The organism is Pseudomonas sp. SDO5522_S412 (assembly GCF_054071215.1).
Window position 1 is genome coordinate 1 of sequence record NZ_JBSVWQ010000050.1, and the last position, 19,332, is coordinate 19,332.

Consider the following 19,332-nt stretch of genomic DNA (forward strand, 5'->3'; position numbering starts at 1 on the left):
CGAAGAGGCCCTGTCAGGCAATAAAGATGTCGCCTGCCAGTCCGCCATCGCAGCCTCGCTAAAGCTCGACAGCTCCTACAGTGGACCTCTCGCGTATCATCACTCTCCTCGCTCCTCAAGGAATCCCCATGTCTTCAAGCAAACGCGACAGCGCACGCATCGAACGTCGCCTGGTCGCGACCCTGACCGATGCCTGTGAGATCGCGAAAGCCGAAATCACCGGCTTCGACTGGCTGACCCACGAAGTCGACTACCAGGCCTTTGCCCAAAGCCTGCTGGTCATCTGGGTATTCGATACCAGGGCGAACCGGGAACTGGCCCTTTCTACCGGACTGGACCTGCGCATGCGCGAGCTGACGGCCACCGCGCTGGAGGATGCCGGGGTGGATCGCCCTTCTTCGCACCGCTACGTGCGCTTCGACTCCGAGGAAGAATGCCACCTGCAGCATGGCGGCAATTGGCGCCTGCGCCTGCTCAAACTGTATGCGGTAAAGGGGTAAAGCCTTGGCTAAAGATATCGAGAACCCGTGCGTCTCAACCTGCCAGCTCAGTGGTGAGCTGTGCGTGAGTTGTGGACGCACCAAGGACGATATTCGCAAATGGAAAAAGATGAAGCGGCCAGAGAAGATGGCCGCTGTGCAGCGCGCAACGTTGCGCTTGAAGACGTTGAAAAAGGGTAAGTGACGCACCCGGTTTCAGGCCGTCAAGTACGCCCGACGGACCCCGTCACCGGCAAATTCCCGAGCAACTTGAGCCCGGTAGTCTTCACAAACGTCGCGTAGTCCATCGGCTTCTCGATACGGGTTTCAGCGTTGGGCAGAACATACGCCCAGGCGCGCTTGGACGACACGTCGTAAACCAGCTTGAACAGGCGAGTCGGCACCCAGACCTTGTTTTCGCCAATGGTGCTGTAGCCCGGGTCAAACAATGGGCCGGTGAACACGAACACGTTGCCGTCGGCGCGCTTGGCAAACTTGCGCACGTCCGCCTCGACCTTGCTCCAGATCTTGCGGTTGTTGGTCGGGTCTTGCGGGACCATGTTCGACAGCGCAAAGGACTGGGCCATGGCGTTGGTGCTCGGCGCATCCGCCGCCGGGGATTGATGGCCACGGTCCACGGCCGGGTGTTGGCCACGGTAGTCGCTCAACTCGGCGCGCGCGCCTTTGGGAATACGCGGGTCGGGGTAGAACTGGTTGGTGCGTTCTTCGCCTTTGGCATCCTTCAACTGGCCGGCATTCAGGCGTTCGACCACCACCAGCGGGGTCTTGCTGGTTTGCGAGTACAGCACCGCGAAATTGTCGGAACACAGCGCCAGGGGTTTCATGGTGGCCGGCACGGTGGCCGTGTTGATCGGTTGTGCGGCCGGGAACAGGTCGGCGCAACTGTCGAACGATGGCTTTTTCTGTTGGCTTGAATACAGATCCAGGGCCGCGCCCTGACTGATGGAGCCCGAGCGGGAGGTATGGGGTTGAGGTGGTGTGATGAGGTCAAGCAGGCCACGGGCTTGCGCCCCGGTGGAGAGCAAAACAAGGGCCGACAGCCCAACTGCAATTTTGCGTAGGTGCATGGGTTAAATCTTCAAAGTTCGATTGCGGGGCTTATGGACCCATGGATGTGACTTTAGTGCGAAGCAGCGCTGCAAAATACCCTGAACACGGTTTACGTAAGTGACTGATAGGTTTGAAGATAAGCTCGCAGCATGCGGGTCACCTGCTGTTCCAGGCCGGCTTCAAAGGCCGCAGATGCATTGCCTTCAAGCAACGCCCGGACCGGTCCCACCACCGCGCTGAGCGAGATGGCGGCGGTAAGGGATGGGTCTTCAAAACGGGCATCCGACGCCGTCGCCAACATCGCTGCAATCGCGGCCACCACCCGCTTGTTGATCCGCGCCACAAGCTCCGCACCGCCCCGCTCACCTGCGATGGCATACAGGGCTTTGGACGCCGTCGGGTCCATCAGCTTCACGGCGAGAAAAGCCGTGACAAACCCCGATGCCATTTCCGCCACCGTGGTGCCCTGGTGTTGATCGCACGCCTGCTCGACGGTCTCGGCCACCTGCACCAGATGCTTCTCCAATACCGCAGCAAGCAGTGCATCGCGGTTCGGATAGTACTGATAGAGACTGCCCACCGACATGCCCGCCCGCTCGGCCACGCGGGTCGTGGTGCAGCGGACCAGGCCCTGAGCGGTCAAAACCTGAAGGGTTGCCGTGTGCAGCGCTTCCACCGTCGCCGCCGACCGGGCCTGGACCGCTGATTTTCTTGGCTTTAACGACGCTTTGAGAGGGCTCATGGAATGCGAATTCTAAACCTGAAGGATCCTTCATATTATAGGCTTCCTCCCGTCAAGCAAGAGCTCCGACCATGACCACCAGCACATTCAATCTCGGCGATCGCACCGTCAACCGCATCGGCTACGGCGCCATGCAACTGGCCGGCCCAGGCGTGTTTGGCCCGCCCAAGGACCGTGATGCAGCGCTGGCCGTACTGCGCGAGGCCGTCGCTTGCGGCGTGAACCATATCGACACCAGCGACTTCTACGGGCCGCATGTCACCAATCAGATTATTCGTGAGGCACTGCACCCGTATAAAGACGATCTTACGATCGTCACCAAGGTAGGCGCCCGCCGTGGCGACGATGGCGCCTGGTTCAACGCTTCGTCGAAGGCCGAGCTGACCCAGGCCGTGCACGACAACCTGCGCAACCTGGGCCTGGATGTGCTGGACGTGGTGAATGTGCGGGCCATGCACGGCGTGATGGGCACTGCCGAAGGCTCGATCGAAGAACCCCTGAGTGCCATTGCCGAGCTACAACAACAGGGCCTGATACGCCATATCGGCATCAGCAACGTTACCCCGACGCAGGTCGCCGAGGCGCGAAAAATCGTGCGCTTCGTGTGCGTCCAGAACCTGTACAACATCGCCCACCAACACGATAACGCGATGCTCGACGAATTGGCCCGGGACGGCATTGCCTATGTGCCATTCTTCCCGCTGGGCGGGTTCTCGCCAGTGCAGTCAGCGGTGTTGTCGAACGTCGCACAGCGCCTCGGCGTCACCCCGATGCAACTGGCCCTGGCATGGCTGCTGCGCCGTTCCCCGAATATCCTGCTGATCCCGGGAACGTCCTCGGTCACCCATCTACGGGAAAACATCGCGGTGGGCGAGCTGGATCTTTCGGGCGAGGTACTCGCAGAGCTGAACACCCTCGCAGGCTGACCCTCACGCCAGCAGTTCTGCGATCCACCGCGCCTGCTGGGCGACCTCTTGCATCTTGTCCTCGGGCACCGCTTGCCGCGCCTGGGCGAAGTCGCTCAGGGTCTGCTGTTTGTGGCGCAGGATGCGCTGCCACTTGAGCAGGAATTCCGGGCTGCGGGCCTGCATTTGCAGCGGGCCGAAGTACAGTTCTTCGGCGGTGTAGGTCACAGGCCCGGCGTGCTCGGCAACGATGATTTCGTAGAAGAAGCGGTTCTCCCGCAGCAGCTCTTCGCACACGATGCGGTAGCCGTTCTCCATCAACCATTGGCGCAACGGTTGCTCGCCGCCGTTGGGCTGCAGCACCAGGCGCTCCCGGCCGTTGAGGCGCGCCTTGTCGCTGTCGAGGATGTCGCGGATGGTCTCGCCGCCCATGCCGCAGATGCTGATCGCGTTAATCCCGTCTCCCGGCTCGATCGCCGCCAGGCCACTGGCCAGGCGTACGGTGATGTGTCGCTCCAGCTCGTTCTCGCGCACCGTGCGCTCGGCTGCGCGAAACGGCGTCAGGGCCACCTCGCCCGCCACCGCCGCCACGATGGCGCCGCGGCGCATCAATGCCACCGGCAGGTAGCCGTGGTCGGAGCCGATATCCGCCAGGCGCGCCCCGGCGGGGACGTGCGTCGCCACGCGCTCAAGGCGCATGGACAATGTGTGTTCGTTCAACTGACGTTCCTTTTCGGTAATACCCTGGCCATTGTATTGCGGGTTCATCAAAGAGGAACGTCACTTTGGTGAGCGCCGTCAATCAGTGGCCGCCAGCCTTACCAGTTCCTTGCGCAACAGCGAACGATCCAGCACCGCCATCCCGGCCTGCCAGTCGATGGAAAGCAACTGGCTCAGTTTTTCCTGGCTGACCTTGGGCTCAGCCAGGAAATAGCTTCTGCACTCGCGGATACTGATGAGATTCACCAGCCAGTCCTCCCCCTGCGCCGCCAGCCAATCAGCGATGGTCGAGCGATGCTTTCGGACCAGCGCACCGGCATCCCACACCGTCATCTGCGCAAAAACCTGCGGCAGGTTGCTGTCGGCTTTCAGCCACTTCAGGTCACCCGCCAACGCGCCTGCAAGGTCTGACTCGATAGTGGCCTGGCACTCGGAGAAATACCGCTCAGGCCAGTCTGCCGCGAGTTCGGCCAGCAGCGCGAGGGTTTCATAAGCCCGAATATCCGCCGCGGATGTCAACTGCCCGGTAAAATCCAGGGTATTGTCCAGGATTGCCGTGGCCAGCAGCGCGGCACTGTGCTCACTGATCAGCGGCAACAAACCGGCCGCTTCCCAACGCAGGAAAACCTGCGTCGCTGCTGCACCGATCAAACGGATGTCTGCGGCACTTCCCAGCCTCTGCGCCCAATAGGTTTCAAACCCCGGGTGATGGTCAATCACCTCCACCACCTGATCGAGCACGACCACCGGGTCGAAGTGGTGGAAGTCCGAGATATCCACCATCACAAACTCATCGCCGGGCCCGGGTCGATAGTCATCCAATGATGATAGCCAGCCGAGCACGGTCCTGGAGATGCTGGCATTCAGTGGAGCACTGCTGACGGCACGCGCCTCGATTCCCTGACGATTCAACAACTCGGCATACGCAATGCAGCAGGCGTATGCATCGATGTCCAGATACGCCGAGCCGGAGGTGACTACCCTCATCGGAAAAACTCCATGATTTCATATTTTTGGCAGGCAAATTTCACACGCCTTTATGACGAAAACATGACTAAATGGACAGAACAACCCTGGAGATTCGAGCAATGACGTCATTTCGCGTTCGCGAGCTGAGCAGTACGGACACTGAAGCATTGCTGGCCTTCGAAGCCCGTAACCGTGACTGGTTCGAGTCGCATATCGAGGCGCGCGACCCATCGTTTTACTCGGTGCAGGGCGTCGCCGAGCATATTGACGGTTATCTATCAGGCCTGGCCACCGGCACATGGCACCCGTTCGTGATCGAAGACGCCAACGGCGAAATCGTCGGTCGCGCCAACCTGAAAAGCATCGACTCGCCAAAGGGCTCTGCCGAAGTCGGCTACCGCGTGGGTGAGCGCTCGTGCGGGCAAGGGCTGGCAACCCTGGCGCTGAACCATCTGATCCGCGAGGCACAGGCGCGCTGGGCACTGACCCAACTGGTGGCGTACGTGTACCCCGAGAATGTGGGCTCACAAAAAGTCCTGACCCGCTGCGGTTTCGTGCCCGACCAGCCCGCACCGGACGGCAAGCCCCAGGGCGAAAACCGCTTTGTCCTGACATTCCAGGCCTGAAGAGCCGACCCGCCGGCGAACCTTTACCCGGTAAACACCGTCCGAGCTAGGGCATTGATGTTTACCGCTCGCCGCGAGGTTTCCGTTTGAAAGCTGCCATCATCAAAAAATACCGCCTGATCATCAAGACCATGGGCTATGTAGGCTGGGCGCTGTTCTGGCTGCTGCTCTGGGATATCGCCGTCACCGTGGACTTCATGCTGTTCCTCAACAGCAAGATCAACCTGCCGCTGATGCCGCTCACCCTGCTCGGCTCGGCGCTGGTGGTGCTGATCAGTTTCCGCAACAGCAGCGCCTACAACCGCTGGTGGGAGGCACGCACGTTGTGGGGGGCGATGGTCAACAATTCCCGCAGCTTCGCCCGGCAAGTGCTAACGCTGCTGGATGACCCGGACAATGAGGTCAACCCGATAAAGGCGACCTTGCTGCGCCGTCACGTGGCGTATGTGAACTGCCTGGCGGCGCACTTGCGGGGCCAGCCTTGCCCGGAAGAAATCCGCGCCTTCCTGCCGGCCAACGAGTTCGCCCGCAGCACCAGTACCAATAACTTTTCCAACGACATCATCAACGGCTCCGCAGCCCTGCTGGCCCAGGAATACAAGGCCGGGCGCCTGGACAGCATTCGCCTGGCACGGTTGGAGTCGACTCTGGTGGATTTGTCCAACAGCCAGGGCGGCATGGAGCGCATCGCCAATACGCCGCTGCCCTACCCTTACGTGTATTTCCCACGGCTGTTCATCTCGCTGTTCTGCCTGATCGTGCCGGTGGGCCTAGTGGAATCCCTGGGCTGGTTCACCCCGCTGGCGTCCACGGTGGTGGGCTTCATGCTGCTGGCCATCGAACGCATCGGCACCGATTTGCAAAGCCCGTTCCGCGACAGCGAGCACCAGATCCAGATGGAAGCCCTCTGCGAAACCATCGAAAAAAACCTGCAGTCGATGCAGCGTGATTCCCTGGGGGGCGAGCGGATCAGTTAATCCTTGCCGGGCCGTTAACAAAAAAATCAAGCCAGTGGTGAATTATTCAGTGTCCGCATGTATCTGACCCATTAAGCGCATGCCACCAAAACAGTGGCATCGAAATGGACCTGCGGCTGAGTATTCCCATGAAATCACGCAAGAAAACCGTCAATCCGATTGGATTGGATGACATCACCATCGTCGACGACGCCAAGATGCGCAAGGCGATCACCGCCGCTGCGCTGGGCAATGCCATGGAATGGTTCGACTTCGGCGTATACGGCTTTGTCGCCTATGTACTCGGCAAGGTGTTCTTCCCCGAAGCGTCTCCCAGCGTACAGATGATCGCGGCCCTGGCGACCTTCTCGGTGCCGTTCCTGATTCGCCCGCTGGGCGGCCTGTTCTTTGGCCGGCTGGGGGACAAATACGGCCGGCAAAAGGTCCTGGCGGCGACCATCGTGATCATGTCCCTGAGCACCTTCGCCATCGGGCTGATCCCCTCCTATGACTCGATCGGCATCTGGGCGCCGATCCTGTTGCTGCTGGCCAAGATGGCCCAGGGCTTCTCGGTGGGCGGTGAGTACACCGGGGCCTCGATCTTCGTCGCCGAATACGCCCCGGACCGCAAGCGCGGCTTCCTCGGCAGTTGGCTGGACTTCGGCTCCATCGCCGGCTTCGTGCTCGGCGCGGGCGTGGTGGTGCTGATTTCGGCGGTGATCGGCGAAGACGCCTTCCAGTCCTGGGGCTGGCGCCTGCCGTTCTTCCTCGCCCTGCCGCTGGGCATGATCGGGCTGTACTTGCGTCATGCCCTGGAAGAAACACCGGCCTTTCAACAGCACGTGGAGCAACTCGAACAAGGTGACCGCGAAGGCCTGGCGGGCGGCCCGAAAGTCTCGTTCAAGGAAGTCGCCACCAAGCACTGGCGCAGCCTGATGACCTGTGTCGGCGTGGTGGTGGTGACCAACGTCACGTACTACATGCTGCTCACCTACATGCCGAGCTACCTGTCGCACAACCTGCACTACAGCGAAAACCACGGCGTGTTGATCATCATCGCGATCATGGTCGGCATGTTGTTCGTGCAGCCGATGATTGGCTTTGTCAGCGACAAGATCGGGCGCAAACCCTTCATTCTGTTCGGCAGCATCGCGCTGTTCTTTCTCGCCATTCCGGCGTTCATGCTGATCAACAGCGGCAAGCTCGGGCTGATTTTCTCGGGGCTGCTGATCATTGCGGTGGTGCTCAACTTCTTTATCGGCGTGATGGCGTCCACCCTGCCGGCGATGTTCCCTACCCACATCCGCTACAGCGCGCTGGCCAGCGCCTTCAACATCTCGATCCTGATTGCCGGCCTCACGCCAACCGCCATGGCCTGGCTGGTGGAGACCACCAACAACCTGTACATGCCGGCCTATTACCTGATGGTGTTCGCCGTGCTGGGGCTTTTCACCGCCCTGACCATGAAGGAAACCGCCAACAAACCCCTGCGCGGCGCGGCACCGGCGGCGTCGGATATCGAGGAAGCCAAGGAGCTGCTGCAGGAGCACGAAGACAATATCGAGCAGAAGATCGAAGATATCGACGCGCAAATCGCCGAGCTGGAAGCCAAGCGTGAAAACCTGGTGCAGCAACATCCACGCATCAACTGACGCAACATATTTGGAAACGAATAGCGGGTGAACTAACGCGCAAGCAGCACGCTCCTTCCTTAAGCGCAGTCAGCGCGGCCCTGATGAGCCTCATCAGGGCCGCTCAACGATAAGGAGCCGCCCGTGACCGACCCCACCACCCTCACCTACCGCTGCACGCCTGGCCCGCTTCACGCGACCTTGCTGGCCGGTACCGTCCCGCTGTTTCTCGGCGCCCTGCTGAGCGACATTGCCTACTACCAGACCTACCAGATCCAATGGAGCAACTTCGCCGCCTGGCTGATCGCCGGCGCTCTGCTGTTCTGCGGGCTGGCGGGGTTGTTTGCACTGGTCAACCTGCTGCGTGCCGACCGCAAGGCCGGGCGCCCCACGGTGTACTTCCTGCTGTTGCTGGTGACCTGGGCGCTGGGCCTGGTAAATGCCTTTGAACATGCGAAGGATGCCTGGGCCGTGATGCCTTCGGGCCTGGTGCTGTCTGCCGTCGTGACCCTGCTGGCCTGCGTGACCACGTGGGTCGGGCTGACCAACCTGCGCTCGGGAGGTGCCCAATGAAGCCTTCCAGCACGCTGACCGTTTTAAGCATGGCGATGTTGTTGAGCGCCTGCGGTGGCGAAGCCGACAGCACTCAAGCTCGCGGCCCCGACCCCAAGCTGCCGGAACCCCAGCGCGGCCTGTTGCCCAGCATGAAGATCGCCGAACCGGTGGCCTGGGGCGAGCAGAAACCTACGGTGCCCGAGAGTTTCAGCATCACGGCCATCGCCACCGACCTGCGGATCCCGCGCCAGACCCTGGTGCTGCCCAACGGCGACATTCTCGTCGCCGAAGGCCGGGGCGGCAGCGCAGCGAAACTCAAGCCCAAGGATGTGATCGCCAGCGTGATCAAGGCCGAGGGCAACACCAAGGTCAAGGGCGGCAATCGCCTGACCCTGCTGCGCGATGCCGACGGTGACGGCACCTACGAGTTGAAAACCGTGTTCGCCGAAAACCTCAACGCGCCCTACGGCCTGGCCTTTGCCGACGGCAAGCTGTACGTGGCGAACCAGGATGCGCTGGTGCGCTTCGACTACGAAGACGGCCAGACCAAGGCCGGTGGCCCGCCCACCACCGTCACCGAGCTGCCCGCCGCGATCAATCACCACTGGACCAAATCCCTGGCGATCAGCCCCGACGGCCGCTCGCTGTATGTGGGCATCGGGTCCAACAGCAACATCACCGAACGCGGCATGGAGGTCGAGATCGACCGGGCGATGGTCTGGCAGATCGACGCCGCCACCGGCGCCCACAAGCCTTATGCAACCGGTTTGCGCAACCCGACGGCATTGACCATTCAACCGGGCTCCGGGCAGGTGTGGGCGGTGGTCAACGAGCGGGATGAACTGGGGCCGGACCTGGTGCCGGATTACCTGACCTCGGTGCGCGAAGGCGAGTTCTACGGCTGGCCCTACAGCTATTGGGGCCAGAACGTCGACACCCGCGCCCAACCGCAGAACCCGGCCAAGGTCGCCGCCGCGATCAAGCCGGATTACAGCCTGGGTTCCCACGTCGCCGCGCTGGGCGTCGATTTTTCCATCCCGGCCATGGGCGAGAAATATGCCGACGGCGTCTTCGTCGGCGAGCACGGCAGCTGGAACCGGGACAATCCGGTGGGCTACAAGGTGATCTTCGTGCCGTTCAGCAATGGCCGGCCTGCCGGTGAGCCGCTGGACTTCGCCACGGGTTTCCGCGGGGACGATGGCAAGACTCGCGGCCGGCCGGTGGGGGTCACTGTTGATCCGAAGGGTGCGCTGATCATTGCCGATGACCTGGCCAACACGGTGTGGAGGGTGACGCGCAATAAATAAAGCCTGAAGCGGCCGATGTGGTTGCCTTCCTGTGGAGCGCGGCGGTACCTTCGCCGCACTCACGAACAGGAAGGTAACCGCAATGCCAGACACCACCGACAACGGCTTCTATGATCGCGCGGACGCGCACATCGAGCTGTCCAACGAGCAGTTCAGGGCGTTCGCCGACCTGGGCAAAGTCAGCGCCTCGATGATGTTCGGCACCACACGCTTCAATGCCTGGGTCAGCGCACGCAGCTTTAAATCCGGCGAAGAAATGGCCCAGGCCCGTGAGGCGATGCTGAAGTATTTCTGTGATCAGTACCGGATGATGCTTGAGGATAATCTTGATGATCACATCAACAATTTCAGCAAGTACATGCTCGTTAAGGGCAGTTGAACCCGCCCGCACAGGGCGGTGTGTCGACCTGTGATACCCGGCGCTCAAATTGCAACGAAGTGGCCCGCGGCGACCTCGCGGTAACTGATCGGCGGAGCCTTGTAGCCCACCTCGTAAATCCTGCTGGGCACGCTCTCCTCCATCAGGCTGAACGGCTTTTTGGGCACGTTCAGGTCCGCCGAGGGCACCGCGCTCAGCAACCTTTGGGTGTAAGGGTGCTGAGGCTGCTCGAACACTGACTGGCGTGGCCCGATCTCAACGATGCGTCCGTGGTACATCACCCCCACCCGGTGGCTGACCCGCTCGACCACCGCCAGGTCATGGGAAATAAACAGGAATGAAATGCCCATCTCGCGCTGCAGGTCCTGCAGGAGATTAATCACCTGGGCTTGAATGGACACGTCCAGCGCCGAGACGGCTTCATCGGCGATGATCAGCTTCGGAGACAGAGTCAGCGCCCGCGCGATGCAGATCCGCTGTCGCTGCCCACCCGAGAACTCGTGCGGATAGCGTTGTGCATGCTCCGCCGACAGCCCCACCTTCTCCAGCAATATTCGCACCTGCTTTCGTGCTTGCGCGCCATGTGCAATGCCATGAACATGCAGCGGCTCCAGCAGGCTGTTCTCGATCGTGAGACGCGGGTTCAGGGATGCATAGGGATCCTGGAAGACCATCTGGATATCGCGGCGCAGCGAGTTCATATCGCTCTTGTTCAACGTCGTAAGGTTCTTGCCACCGAAAACGATATTCCCGCCCTGTATCGGCATCAGCCCGGCAATCGCACGAGCGCTGGTGGATTTCCCGCACCCGGACTCGCCCACCAGGGCCAGCGTTTCACCTGAGTAGATATCAAAGTCGATGCCTTCGACGGCATGCACACGGCGCCGGACCTTCCCGAGGAGACCACCTTTGAGGTCGTACCGAATGGACAACGACTCGACTCTGAGCACTGGCGGACTCTGGTAGTCCGGGGCCACGCCAGGCGCAGGTTCTGCACCCGCTGCGACGTCATCATCGATCAAGGCAAATTTTGCGGGAAGTTGAGTGCCACGCATTGAGCCGATTTTTGGAACAGCCGCCAGCAATGCCCGGGTGTAGGGCTGCTTGGGCTCCTGCAGCACTGCCCTTGCCGGACCTTGCTCAACGGTCTCGCCTTTCTTCATCACCATCACATGGTCTGCGACTTCCGCCACCACGCCCATATCGTGGGTGATAAAGATCACGCCCATGGCCAGGCTATCTTGCAGCTCCTTGATAATCCGCAGGATCTGCGCCTGCACCGTCACATCCAACGCTGTGGTCGGCTCGTCGGCGATCAGCAGTGTGGGCTCGCAGACCAGCGACATCGCAATCATGATCCGTTGGCGCATGCCGCCGGAAAGCTCATGGGGAAACCGGTTCATGACCTGCTTCGCATCCGGAATACGCACCAGGTCCAGCATGCGTAATGCCTGGGCTTCGGCTTGCGCACGGCTGCACCGCTGATGCAGCAAGATGCCTTCGATGAGTTGCGCGCTGATCTTGAAGACCGGATTCAGCGAAGTCATGGGCTCCTGAAAGATCATCGACATGGACGAGCCCCGCAGTGTGCGCATGACAGACTCGGGCGCCGCCACCAGGTCGACAATCTGGTTATTCCTGGTTTGCAGCTCCATCGAGCCCGAAAGCACCCGTCCGCCGGCGCGCTTGATCAGGCCCATCATCGCCATTGAGGTGACGGATTTGCCGGAGCCGGACTCACCCACGATCGCCAGCGTCTGACCGCGCATCACCTCGAAGGACACATCGCGCACCACCGGCGTCTCGCGCCCTCTGGTGCCGAAGCCGACACTCAGGTTTTTCACCCGGGCTACCAAATTCTCGTTCATGGGGCGCTCCTTTAATCGACGATCGCCGAGATGGCCGCGTCAAGGTCGGCACGGGATTGATCGACCTTGCGCCGGCTCTGCGCAACCCACTCACGGTCCTGCTCCAGCTCGTTCTGGGCGATCGACAATAATCGCCGGACCTCGTCCGGGCCGACGCCGCCCGCGGAAGTGCGGGTCTCGACAAAACGGCGCGGGTTCAAAGCATCGCGGACCTGGGCATCCGAGTAGCCCAGGGTTGAGCCGACAGTTTCCACGCTGGCTTGATCCAGTGCGGCGCCGGTCACCCCGGCAGGAGCCACGCCCTCGTACAGGCAGTTACGCACCAGGCGGGCCACGATGTGGTGGACCTGGCGGAAAGAGATGCCCCGGTCCCGAACGATCACATCGGCGAGGTTGCTGGCGGTGCACCAACTCCCGGAGAGCAGGGCTGTCATCCGGTCCTCATGCACCACCAGGGTTTCAATGATGCCGGTAAACAGGTCCAACATGCCTTCGGTGGTGGCCAGCGCATCATGGATCAACGGCAGGTCGCGCATCGCCTGGTCGCCGGTGCCTTCGGACCGGAAAGTGGCCAGGGCCGTGCTGAGCCAGGTCACCGATCCACCTGCAGCTTTCTTGATGGTTTCCAAGCCGCTGGGATTTTTCTTCTGCGGGAAAATACTGCTGGTGCCGCAATAACCGTCGTGGCTTTCCACCGTTCCAAATTCGACGCTCGACCAGATATGCAGGTCGGTTGCCAGGTCGTTCAGGTCGGCCATGACAAAGGACAATGCGCCAATCGTCTCTGCTGCGTACCATGCTTCGCGGCCCAGCTTGGAGTTTTCTACCAGGCTGTCGAACCCCAACAGGTGCGTGGTGCGCCCACGGTCCAGCGGCCAGGACGTGCCGGCCAGGCCGACGGCACCAAGGGGGTTGCGATTGACCCGGGTGTAAGCGTGCATCAAGCGGCTGAAGCTGTCGTGCAGCCTCGACGTAAAACTCAAAAGGTAGTGGCCGAACACCCAGGGCTGGGCATGCTGCATATGGGTGTAGCCGGGCATGATGGTGCCCGAATGCGTGGAGGCCTTCTGAATCAACGCCACCTGGAACTCATTGATACGGTCCAGCACCGCCAGGATGCGCTTGCGGTCGTACAGGCGGCGTACCGTTGCCCCTTGGTCTATCCGGCTGCGGCCGGTGTGCATCTGCCCGGCCGAGTCTTCGCCGATCCGGGAGAAAAGGTACGATTCAACCTGAAGCAGGAAGCTGCCTTTCTTTACATCAAACGGGAAGTCGGCGGGAACCATGTCCCGAATCAACCGCAGCTCCGCGAGGATGGCTTGCCCGACCGACACAGAAAGAATCTGCTGTTCAACCAGCATCACGGTGTGCGCCAGGTCCACTTCGACAAACTCGTGAAACTGACGTTTCTCGGTCTCAAGTGCCGGAATATCATGGTACTTGACCATGCGTTCAGCGGGAGGAGCACTCAGGCGAGCGTCGGTTAACAGTGTTTCGTTGGCATGTAAATTCGACATTTAAATCACCGCTCAATAAGTTCTACATTCGTCAAATCGATGGTCCCTTCATAATCGACATCCAGGCCATTCAACGCTTTACGCACACCAATTATTTGCTCCTGGTCAAACAGCGGCAGATTGTCCGGGTCTTGTTCCCATAGAATCTGCTGAATCTGGCCGTAATAGGACATGCGTGTTTTTTCATCCAGTTCACGCGAGGCCAACTGAAGTAATTTGTCTACCTGAGGGTTGCTGTAACCCGTGAGATTCTGCGGGTCGCCGCTGGACAACTTTCGACGCAAACGAATATCCGCGTCAGATATGCCCGTTCCCAGTAACCACATGTTTGCGTCATTGCTACCTTTGCCCGTGCCCTTGCCCGGCTCGGGGCGATACAAGTTCTTTTGATACGTTGCCCATTCCCATACCTTAAACTCGGTCTTCAGCCCCACGGCGTTAAGATAGCCTTGGACAACTTCCGAGACCTGGCGATCTTTGGTATAGCGTCCCGCCGGGGTCCATATAACTACGGTGCCTGGATAACCGCCTGGATATACCTCGTTAATTATTTTTCTTGCCGCATCAGGGTCGTACTTCACCGGAGGGAATTCACGTCGGGCTTGCGTACCCTCCGGAAATGGGCCAGTGGGTGCTTTTCCATATCCCAACAACACTTTGTCGACCAATGCCTGGCGATCAATCGCCATACTCACCGCCCTCCGTATGCGCGGGTCATCAAAGGGCGGTTTGGTCAGGTTCATTTCAAAGAACACCTGGAATGTGCTGGGTACCCGCAGCAAGGTGGATTTATTCAGTTCCTTTAATTCAATAGCCGCCTCGGGCGATAAATTTGCCGCGATATCCGCATTGTTCGTTCGCAGCTCTATGACTCGGGAAGAATCTTCCCTGACCGGACGGAACACGATGGTTTCCGGTTTTGCCGTTGTTCCATAAAAAGCGTTGTTCTTATGAATAACGGCCTGGTCGTTGGGTATCCAACTATCAAATACGTAGGGCCCGGTACCGACGGGATGGTGCCCATAAGCCCGTCCATATTTAACGACAGCGGCCGGACTGCTGATTGACGAAGATTCTTTTGCCAGTAACTCCAACATTGTGGGTGACGGATTTTTTGTGGTGATGCGTAACTCATTCGGCGCTAGCGCATCCACCGAAGCTATATCCGCATAGTAGGACCGGTGCGGAGAACCGAGCTTGGGGTTCATGATTCGGTCCAGGTTAAACTTCACCGCTGCAGCATCAAACGCCGTGCCGTCATGAAAGGTAATTCCCGGTTTCAGGATAAAAATCCATTGCCGTCCATCCTCGGACCTTGACCATGACTGCGCCAAATCAGCTACAAACGTGTTATGCCCATGACCGTCCCATGCGACCAACCGATTAAACAGGTGATTAATCACGTTATAGGAAGGCACACTGCGCGAAATCGCTGGGTCCAGGGTATCGATATCAGCGCCTTGAACGAATGTCAGCTTCTTCAGGTCTTTGGCGTTGGCAACAAACGATAGGCCCGCCGACAGTCCAAGGATGCCGACAACAGCGAAACTCCGTATCAATACTTCCAGGCAATTCAGACGCCGCATAATCTTTCTCGCTTGATAATTCTGGTGGACACACAGGGCGTGTTTAACCGCGCCGAACTCATTTATGCGTTACGTGATTTCGGGTCGATGTAGTCTCGCAACGCATCCCCCACAATGTTGAAACTCAATATGGTCAAAACCAGTGCAAATCCGGGCGCAATCAATACGTAGGGATGGGTGGTCAATAACGGCCGCGACTCGGCAATCATCGAGCCCCACTCCGGGGTGGGCGGCGGCGGGCCAAGCCCCAGAAAGCTGAGCCCGGAACCAATGAGGATTGCTTCAGCCAGCGAGACGGTGGCCTGGATAATGACCAGCGAACCGATATTCGGCAGGATATGTATCAGCAGCAGCCGCAGATCGCTGACGCCAATCGACTTGGAGGCCAATACAAACTCGCGGTTTCTCAATGCCATGACCGGCCCGGCAAAGAAACGCACGTAAATCGGGATCGTTGAAATGGCGATGGCCAGTGTCAGGCTTACTATGCTGTTGCCCGCCACCGTGATGACCAGAATGGCAACCAGTGTCCGGGGAAATGCAATCATCGAGTCCATGACCCGCATCACCACCCCGGCGATGGCGCCGTTGTAATAGCCACACGCCGCACCTAAAGCGATGCCAATGACCATCGCAATGCTGACACTTGAAACTGCGACGGTGAGCGTAATTCGTGCCCCCCACACGACTCGACCCAACAAGTCACGGCCCAATTGGTCCGTGCCGAGCCAGGAACTTGCACCGGGCTCGACAAGGGACGTTGATAAGTTGATCTTGGTGACCGAATCCCAATCAAACAACAAAGGGGCAGCTATCGCCGCAGCAACCATCACCAGGATCACGATCAATGAAGCAAACGCGAACCAGCGCTTATTGGAAATAAGGAAACTGACAAAGCCCAACCGATATTTTTTCGGAAGTTTCATATCGGCCTCAGTTGTAAGTGACGCGAGGGTCGAGGACGCCATAAACCAAATCCACCATTAAGTTGATAATTACCACCACCGCGGCAAACACAAGAACTGTGCCTTGGACGACATAAATATCCCGAGCCATGATTGCATCAATCAAGAGCCGCCCCATTCCCGGCCAGGCAAATACTGTCTCGACAATAACCGCGCCACCCAGTAACCGGCCGAAGTCCATACCGAATACTGTCACCAATGGAATGGCCGCATTGGAAAGTGCATGCTTGAGTACTACCTTGTAACTCGGTACACCTTTCGCATAGGCAGTACGAATATAATCTTCCCTCAGCACATCCATCATGGTGGATCGGGCCAGCCGTGAAAAAGTTGCAACATACGGCAAACCAAGTGTCAAGGCCGGTAATATCAGGTGTTGCAGCCCGCCTCTGCCGGTCGGCGGCAACCATCCGAGGTTGGCTGAAAAGATCAGCATCAATATCAGCCCCAGAAAGAAGCCAGGCATTGATATGCCCAGAACTGCAACGGTGGTCAGCGAACTATCAAGGAAGCCTCTGGGCTTCAAAGCGGCCGCAATACCGAGGGGAACGCCAATGATGACGGCAAGCAACATTCCGGCAGCGGTCAGTTCAATCGTGGCGGGAAGAGTTCTGGCTATACCTTCGAGCACGGGCGTGAATGTCTGGAATGACTCGCCAAAATCACCCACGACAACTTTCCTGACATAAATAAGGTATTGATTGATTAGCGGCTTATCCAATCCGTAGTTTTGCCTTATTTGCGCAACATCTTCCGCTGTTGCATCCGGACCTGCTGCCAGCTGCGCAGGATCTCCCGGAATAAAGTGCATGACCAGGAAGACCACAATGGAGACTCCCAGCAGCATCGGAAGCAGAAGTAACAACCTGCGGACGGTATAATTCAGCACGCGCTATCCTCTTTTTTATTTTTACTTAAGCGGCACCCGATATTAATAACGGGAACGGCTTTTCTTTGGTAAAACCACGCAACTAAATCATCGCGCCGTTACATGCTTATAGCAAACCGGTAACAGGTTGGACGCACATAACAAAATGTTATACGCTCGCAAAAATGCGCCCTCCAACATTCGATCGAGAGCCACAATGAAACTCAATCCTCGCCAATTGGAAGCTTTCAGGGCGGTCATGCTCACCGGAAGCATGACTATCGCCGCCGAGGCACTTCAGGTCAGTCAACCGGCCATCAGCCGGCTCATCCGCGACCTCGAAATTGTCCTTTCCCTTCGACTGTTTCGCCGTGAAGGCAATCGCCTCATTCCCGGGGCGGAAGCACAGGTGTTGTACGCGGAGGTGGACAAGTTTTATCAAGGCATAGAACGCATCGAGCGGGTTGCAGAGGACCTTGTGACGCTGCGCACCGGCACATTGAGGATCAGTTCAATGAGCACGCTGGGGCTCAGTGTGGTGGCTGAGGGGGTATGCCGATTCGCGCGAAAGCACCCCGAGGTCAGAACCTCGTTGGATGTGCGCAACTCGGTGGGCATCCTGGAACTGACGTCTGCCAACCAGATCGATATTGGTTTTGTGCAGATTCCTTCAGGGGAATATCCCGGGATCCAGGTGATCAACCTGCCACCCATCAGCGCGGTGTGCGTGATGCCGGCCAACGATATGTTGGCCACCAAAGACGTGGTGACCCTGGAGGATTTGCACGGGCGACGCCTGATTACCCTGAACGCCAACAATCCTTTGCAGCGACGCATCACATCAGCCATGGAGGCTCGGGGTGTTGCAGGCGTCTCCAGCGTTGAAACCACCGCCGCGCACTCCGCCTGCGGAATGGTGTCCGGGGGGCTCGGCATCACCGTGTGTGATCCATTCACCGCCTCCTACTCGAAATACCCGGGCCTTACGTTCAGACCGCTGGACCAGGACATACCCTTCGAGGTTTCGATGGTATTTCCGGGTCACCAGCAGCGCTCCAAGCTCGCCTCGGATTTCATGCAGGTCATGGAAGGTATCTTCAGGTCGGAGTTTATTTCCATGATTCCCCGTGAAGCGTACTAATCGCGAGTCACTTCAGTTCGGTTGAGTAATTCAGCGGCACCCATTGCCACGCGGCGCCCTGACCACGCAAATGCCCCAGGCCGGGAAACGAGAGGTGCGCCGCGCCGACCAGCGCGCCCTCTTTCGCAGCCAGGCTGAACACGGTCTCGCGGGCAGTGGTGGCGGCTTTCTTGTCCGTATCAAACTCGATAGTCACCGACGGGTCGGCAAACTGCACGGCACCGGCGTGGATCAGATCACCGGCGACAATCATCTTCTGGCCTTTGCTCTCAACCAGGTAGCTGGTGTGCCCCAGGGTATGGCCATAGCTGGACAGCGCCTTGAACCCCGGCAGGATCTCCCCGCTGCCCTGGAAAGGCTGGAACTTTCCAAGCGCGATATACGGGTTCAAGGAAGCCATTGCACCCTTCGCGAACTCGGGTACGAAGCTGTTGGCGTCGGCCGAGGCAGGCTCCAGCCTCGCCGGCGAGAGCCAGTAATCGGCGTCACGCTTGTCGGCGTGTACCGTGGCGTTCGGAAACACCATCACCCCTTCGGCAACCAGCCCACCCACGTGGTCCGGGTGCATGTGCGTGAGAAGGATGTCATCGACCTGATCCGGCTTGTAGCCGGCTGCCTGCAGGTTGGCCGCGAGCTTGCCCAGGGTCGGCCCGAAGAGCGCACCAGCGCCGGTATCGATCAGGATGAGCCGAGTGCCGGTATTGACGAGATACGCGTTCGTCGAGGTCTCGGTGGGCACCCCGAGGAACGCCTTGCGCAGTGCGGTAGTGGTCTTGGCAGCCGGCTCATTCAGCAATTTGTCGAACGGTGCATCGATGGTGCCGTCACTCAGCGCGGTGACCTCGAAATCTCCAAGCATCGTGCGATAGTAACCAGGGGCCTGGGTTTTGACTTGGGGCGCGGCGGCAACTGCCACCGCCGGTGCCGCGATGGCTCCCAGTGCCAGGGCAGCAGCAAGGGCCGTGTAATTCAACACGCGGGTAAATGTCAGCTTGGTCATGGTGCAGCTCTCCAGTTGGAATCGGCGGCATCCTATTCAAGCGTTTT

At 59.3% G+C, this 19,332-nt stretch carries 20 protein-coding genes; 10 read left to right on the top strand and 10 right to left on the bottom strand.

Annotated features, from left to right (window positions below; all coding sequences use genetic code 11):
- The first annotated feature begins 128 nt into the window (after nucleotides 1-128).
- Together ACW9I6_RS13405 and ACW9I6_RS13410 are read left to right on the top strand one after the other, a co-directional pair.
- Complete coding sequence (locus tag ACW9I6_RS13405) at nucleotides 129-500, top strand: hypothetical protein (RefSeq protein WP_008433303.1); 372 nt, start codon at nucleotides 129-131, stop codon at nucleotides 498-500.
- Between the two features lie 4 nt (nucleotides 501-504).
- A complete protein-coding gene (locus ACW9I6_RS13410; RefSeq protein ID WP_003207939.1) occupies nucleotides 505-684 on the top strand; it encodes a DUF1289 domain-containing protein in 180 nt (59 codons plus the stop codon).
- A gap of 19 nt (nucleotides 685-703) precedes the next feature.
- On the opposite strand, the gene ACW9I6_RS13415 is transcribed toward ACW9I6_RS13410, so the two are convergent.
- Nucleotides 704-1,567 (bottom strand): DNA/RNA non-specific endonuclease, encoded by an 864-nt coding sequence (locus tag ACW9I6_RS13415; protein WP_457339421.1) that lies wholly within the window; start codon nucleotides 1,565-1,567, stop codon nucleotides 704-706.
- A gap of 92 nt (nucleotides 1,568-1,659) precedes the next feature.
- Nucleotides 1,660-2,292 carry a TetR/AcrR family transcriptional regulator gene (locus ACW9I6_RS13420; RefSeq protein WP_023659027.1) on the bottom strand — a complete coding sequence of 211 codons (633 nt, stop codon included), beginning with the start codon at nucleotides 2,290-2,292 and terminating at the stop codon, nucleotides 1,660-1,662.
- 71 nt (nucleotides 2,293-2,363) lie between these two features.
- Here ACW9I6_RS13420 and ACW9I6_RS13425 point away from each other — a divergent pair, with 71 nt between their 5' ends.
- Complete coding sequence (locus ACW9I6_RS13425) at nucleotides 2,364-3,218, top strand: aldo/keto reductase family oxidoreductase (protein ID WP_457339422.1); 855 nt, start codon at nucleotides 2,364-2,366, stop codon at nucleotides 3,216-3,218.
- 3 nt (nucleotides 3,219-3,221) lie between these two features.
- Here ACW9I6_RS13425 and ACW9I6_RS13430 read toward each other — a convergent pair whose 3' ends face one another.
- Both ACW9I6_RS13430 and ACW9I6_RS13435 read right to left on the bottom strand, forming a co-directional pair.
- The gene (locus ACW9I6_RS13430) at nucleotides 3,222-3,917 is read right to left on the bottom strand and encodes a tRNA (adenine(22)-N(1))-methyltransferase (protein WP_457339430.1); all 696 of its coding nucleotides are present in this window, start codon (nucleotides 3,915-3,917) and stop codon (nucleotides 3,222-3,224) included.
- Nucleotides 3,918-3,995: 78 nt separating this feature from the next.
- Nucleotides 3,996-4,904, bottom strand: coding sequence for a DHH family phosphoesterase (locus tag ACW9I6_RS13435; RefSeq protein ID WP_457339423.1), 909 nt, complete (start codon nucleotides 4,902-4,904; stop codon nucleotides 3,996-3,998).
- Nucleotides 4,905-5,005: 101 nt separating this feature from the next.
- On the opposite strand from ACW9I6_RS13435, the gene ACW9I6_RS13440 reads away from it, so the two are divergent.
- From ACW9I6_RS13440 to ACW9I6_RS13465, 6 genes are all read left to right on the top strand, one after another.
- The gene (locus ACW9I6_RS13440) at nucleotides 5,006-5,512 is read left to right on the top strand and encodes a GNAT family N-acetyltransferase (protein ID WP_102605056.1); all 507 of its coding nucleotides are present in this window, start codon (nucleotides 5,006-5,008) and stop codon (nucleotides 5,510-5,512) included.
- Nucleotides 5,513-5,598: 86 nt separating this feature from the next.
- Entirely contained in the window at nucleotides 5,599-6,489 is an 891-nt protein-coding gene (locus ACW9I6_RS13445) for a bestrophin family protein (protein WP_008433288.1), read from the top strand.
- 128 nt (nucleotides 6,490-6,617) lie between these two features.
- A complete protein-coding gene (gene proP, locus ACW9I6_RS13450; protein WP_003207926.1) occupies nucleotides 6,618-8,120 on the top strand; it encodes a glycine betaine/L-proline transporter ProP in 1,503 nt (500 codons plus the stop codon).
- Nucleotides 8,121-8,243: 123 nt separating this feature from the next.
- Nucleotides 8,244-8,672, top strand: a complete 429-nt coding sequence (locus ACW9I6_RS13455) for a DUF2231 domain-containing protein (RefSeq protein ID WP_177021316.1) — start codon at nucleotides 8,244-8,246, stop codon at nucleotides 8,670-8,672.
- Entirely contained in the window at nucleotides 8,669-9,961 is a 1,293-nt protein-coding gene (locus ACW9I6_RS13460; RefSeq protein ID WP_457339424.1) for a PQQ-dependent sugar dehydrogenase, read from the top strand. Before ACW9I6_RS13455 ends, ACW9I6_RS13460 begins: the two co-directional genes overlap by 4 nt.
- A gap of 82 nt (nucleotides 9,962-10,043) precedes the next feature.
- Nucleotides 10,044-10,340 (top strand): DUF3144 domain-containing protein, encoded by a 297-nt coding sequence (locus ACW9I6_RS13465; protein WP_003207921.1) that lies wholly within the window; start codon nucleotides 10,044-10,046, stop codon nucleotides 10,338-10,340.
- A 44-nt stretch (nucleotides 10,341-10,384) separates the two neighbouring features.
- On the opposite strand, the gene ACW9I6_RS13470 is transcribed toward ACW9I6_RS13465, so the two are convergent.
- The 5 genes from ACW9I6_RS13470 to ACW9I6_RS13490 form a co-directional block, all read right to left on the bottom strand.
- Nucleotides 10,385-12,208: an ABC transporter ATP-binding protein gene (locus ACW9I6_RS13470; RefSeq protein ID WP_457339425.1), complete on the bottom strand. Its 1,824-nt coding sequence runs from the start codon at nucleotides 12,206-12,208 to the stop codon at nucleotides 10,385-10,387.
- Nucleotides 12,209-12,219: 11 nt separating this feature from the next.
- Nucleotides 12,220-13,725 (bottom strand): argininosuccinate lyase, encoded by a 1,506-nt coding sequence (argH, locus tag ACW9I6_RS13475; protein WP_023659030.1) that lies wholly within the window; start codon nucleotides 13,723-13,725, stop codon nucleotides 12,220-12,222.
- Between the two features lie 5 nt (nucleotides 13,726-13,730).
- Nucleotides 13,731-15,311, bottom strand: a complete 1,581-nt coding sequence (locus ACW9I6_RS13480; RefSeq protein WP_102368483.1) for an ABC transporter substrate-binding protein — start codon at nucleotides 15,309-15,311, stop codon at nucleotides 13,731-13,733.
- Between the two features lie 62 nt (nucleotides 15,312-15,373).
- Entirely contained in the window at nucleotides 15,374-16,237 is an 864-nt protein-coding gene (locus ACW9I6_RS13485; RefSeq protein WP_008433279.1) for an ABC transporter permease, read from the bottom strand.
- 7 nt (nucleotides 16,238-16,244) lie between these two features.
- On the bottom strand, nucleotides 16,245-17,165 hold the full coding sequence (locus ACW9I6_RS13490) for an ABC transporter permease (RefSeq protein WP_003207915.1): 921 nt from the start codon (nucleotides 17,163-17,165) through the stop codon (nucleotides 16,245-16,247).
- Between the two features lie 196 nt (nucleotides 17,166-17,361).
- Between ACW9I6_RS13490 and ACW9I6_RS13495 the strand changes: the two genes are divergently transcribed.
- Entirely contained in the window at nucleotides 17,362-18,285 is a 924-nt protein-coding gene (locus ACW9I6_RS13495; protein ID WP_087692926.1) for a LysR substrate-binding domain-containing protein, read from the top strand.
- A 7-nt stretch (nucleotides 18,286-18,292) separates the two neighbouring features.
- Here ACW9I6_RS13495 and ACW9I6_RS13500 read toward each other — a convergent pair whose 3' ends face one another.
- The gene (locus ACW9I6_RS13500; protein WP_457339426.1) at nucleotides 18,293-19,285 is read right to left on the bottom strand and encodes an MBL fold metallo-hydrolase; all 993 of its coding nucleotides are present in this window, start codon (nucleotides 19,283-19,285) and stop codon (nucleotides 18,293-18,295) included.
- Nucleotides 19,286-19,332: the final 47 nt, after the last annotated feature.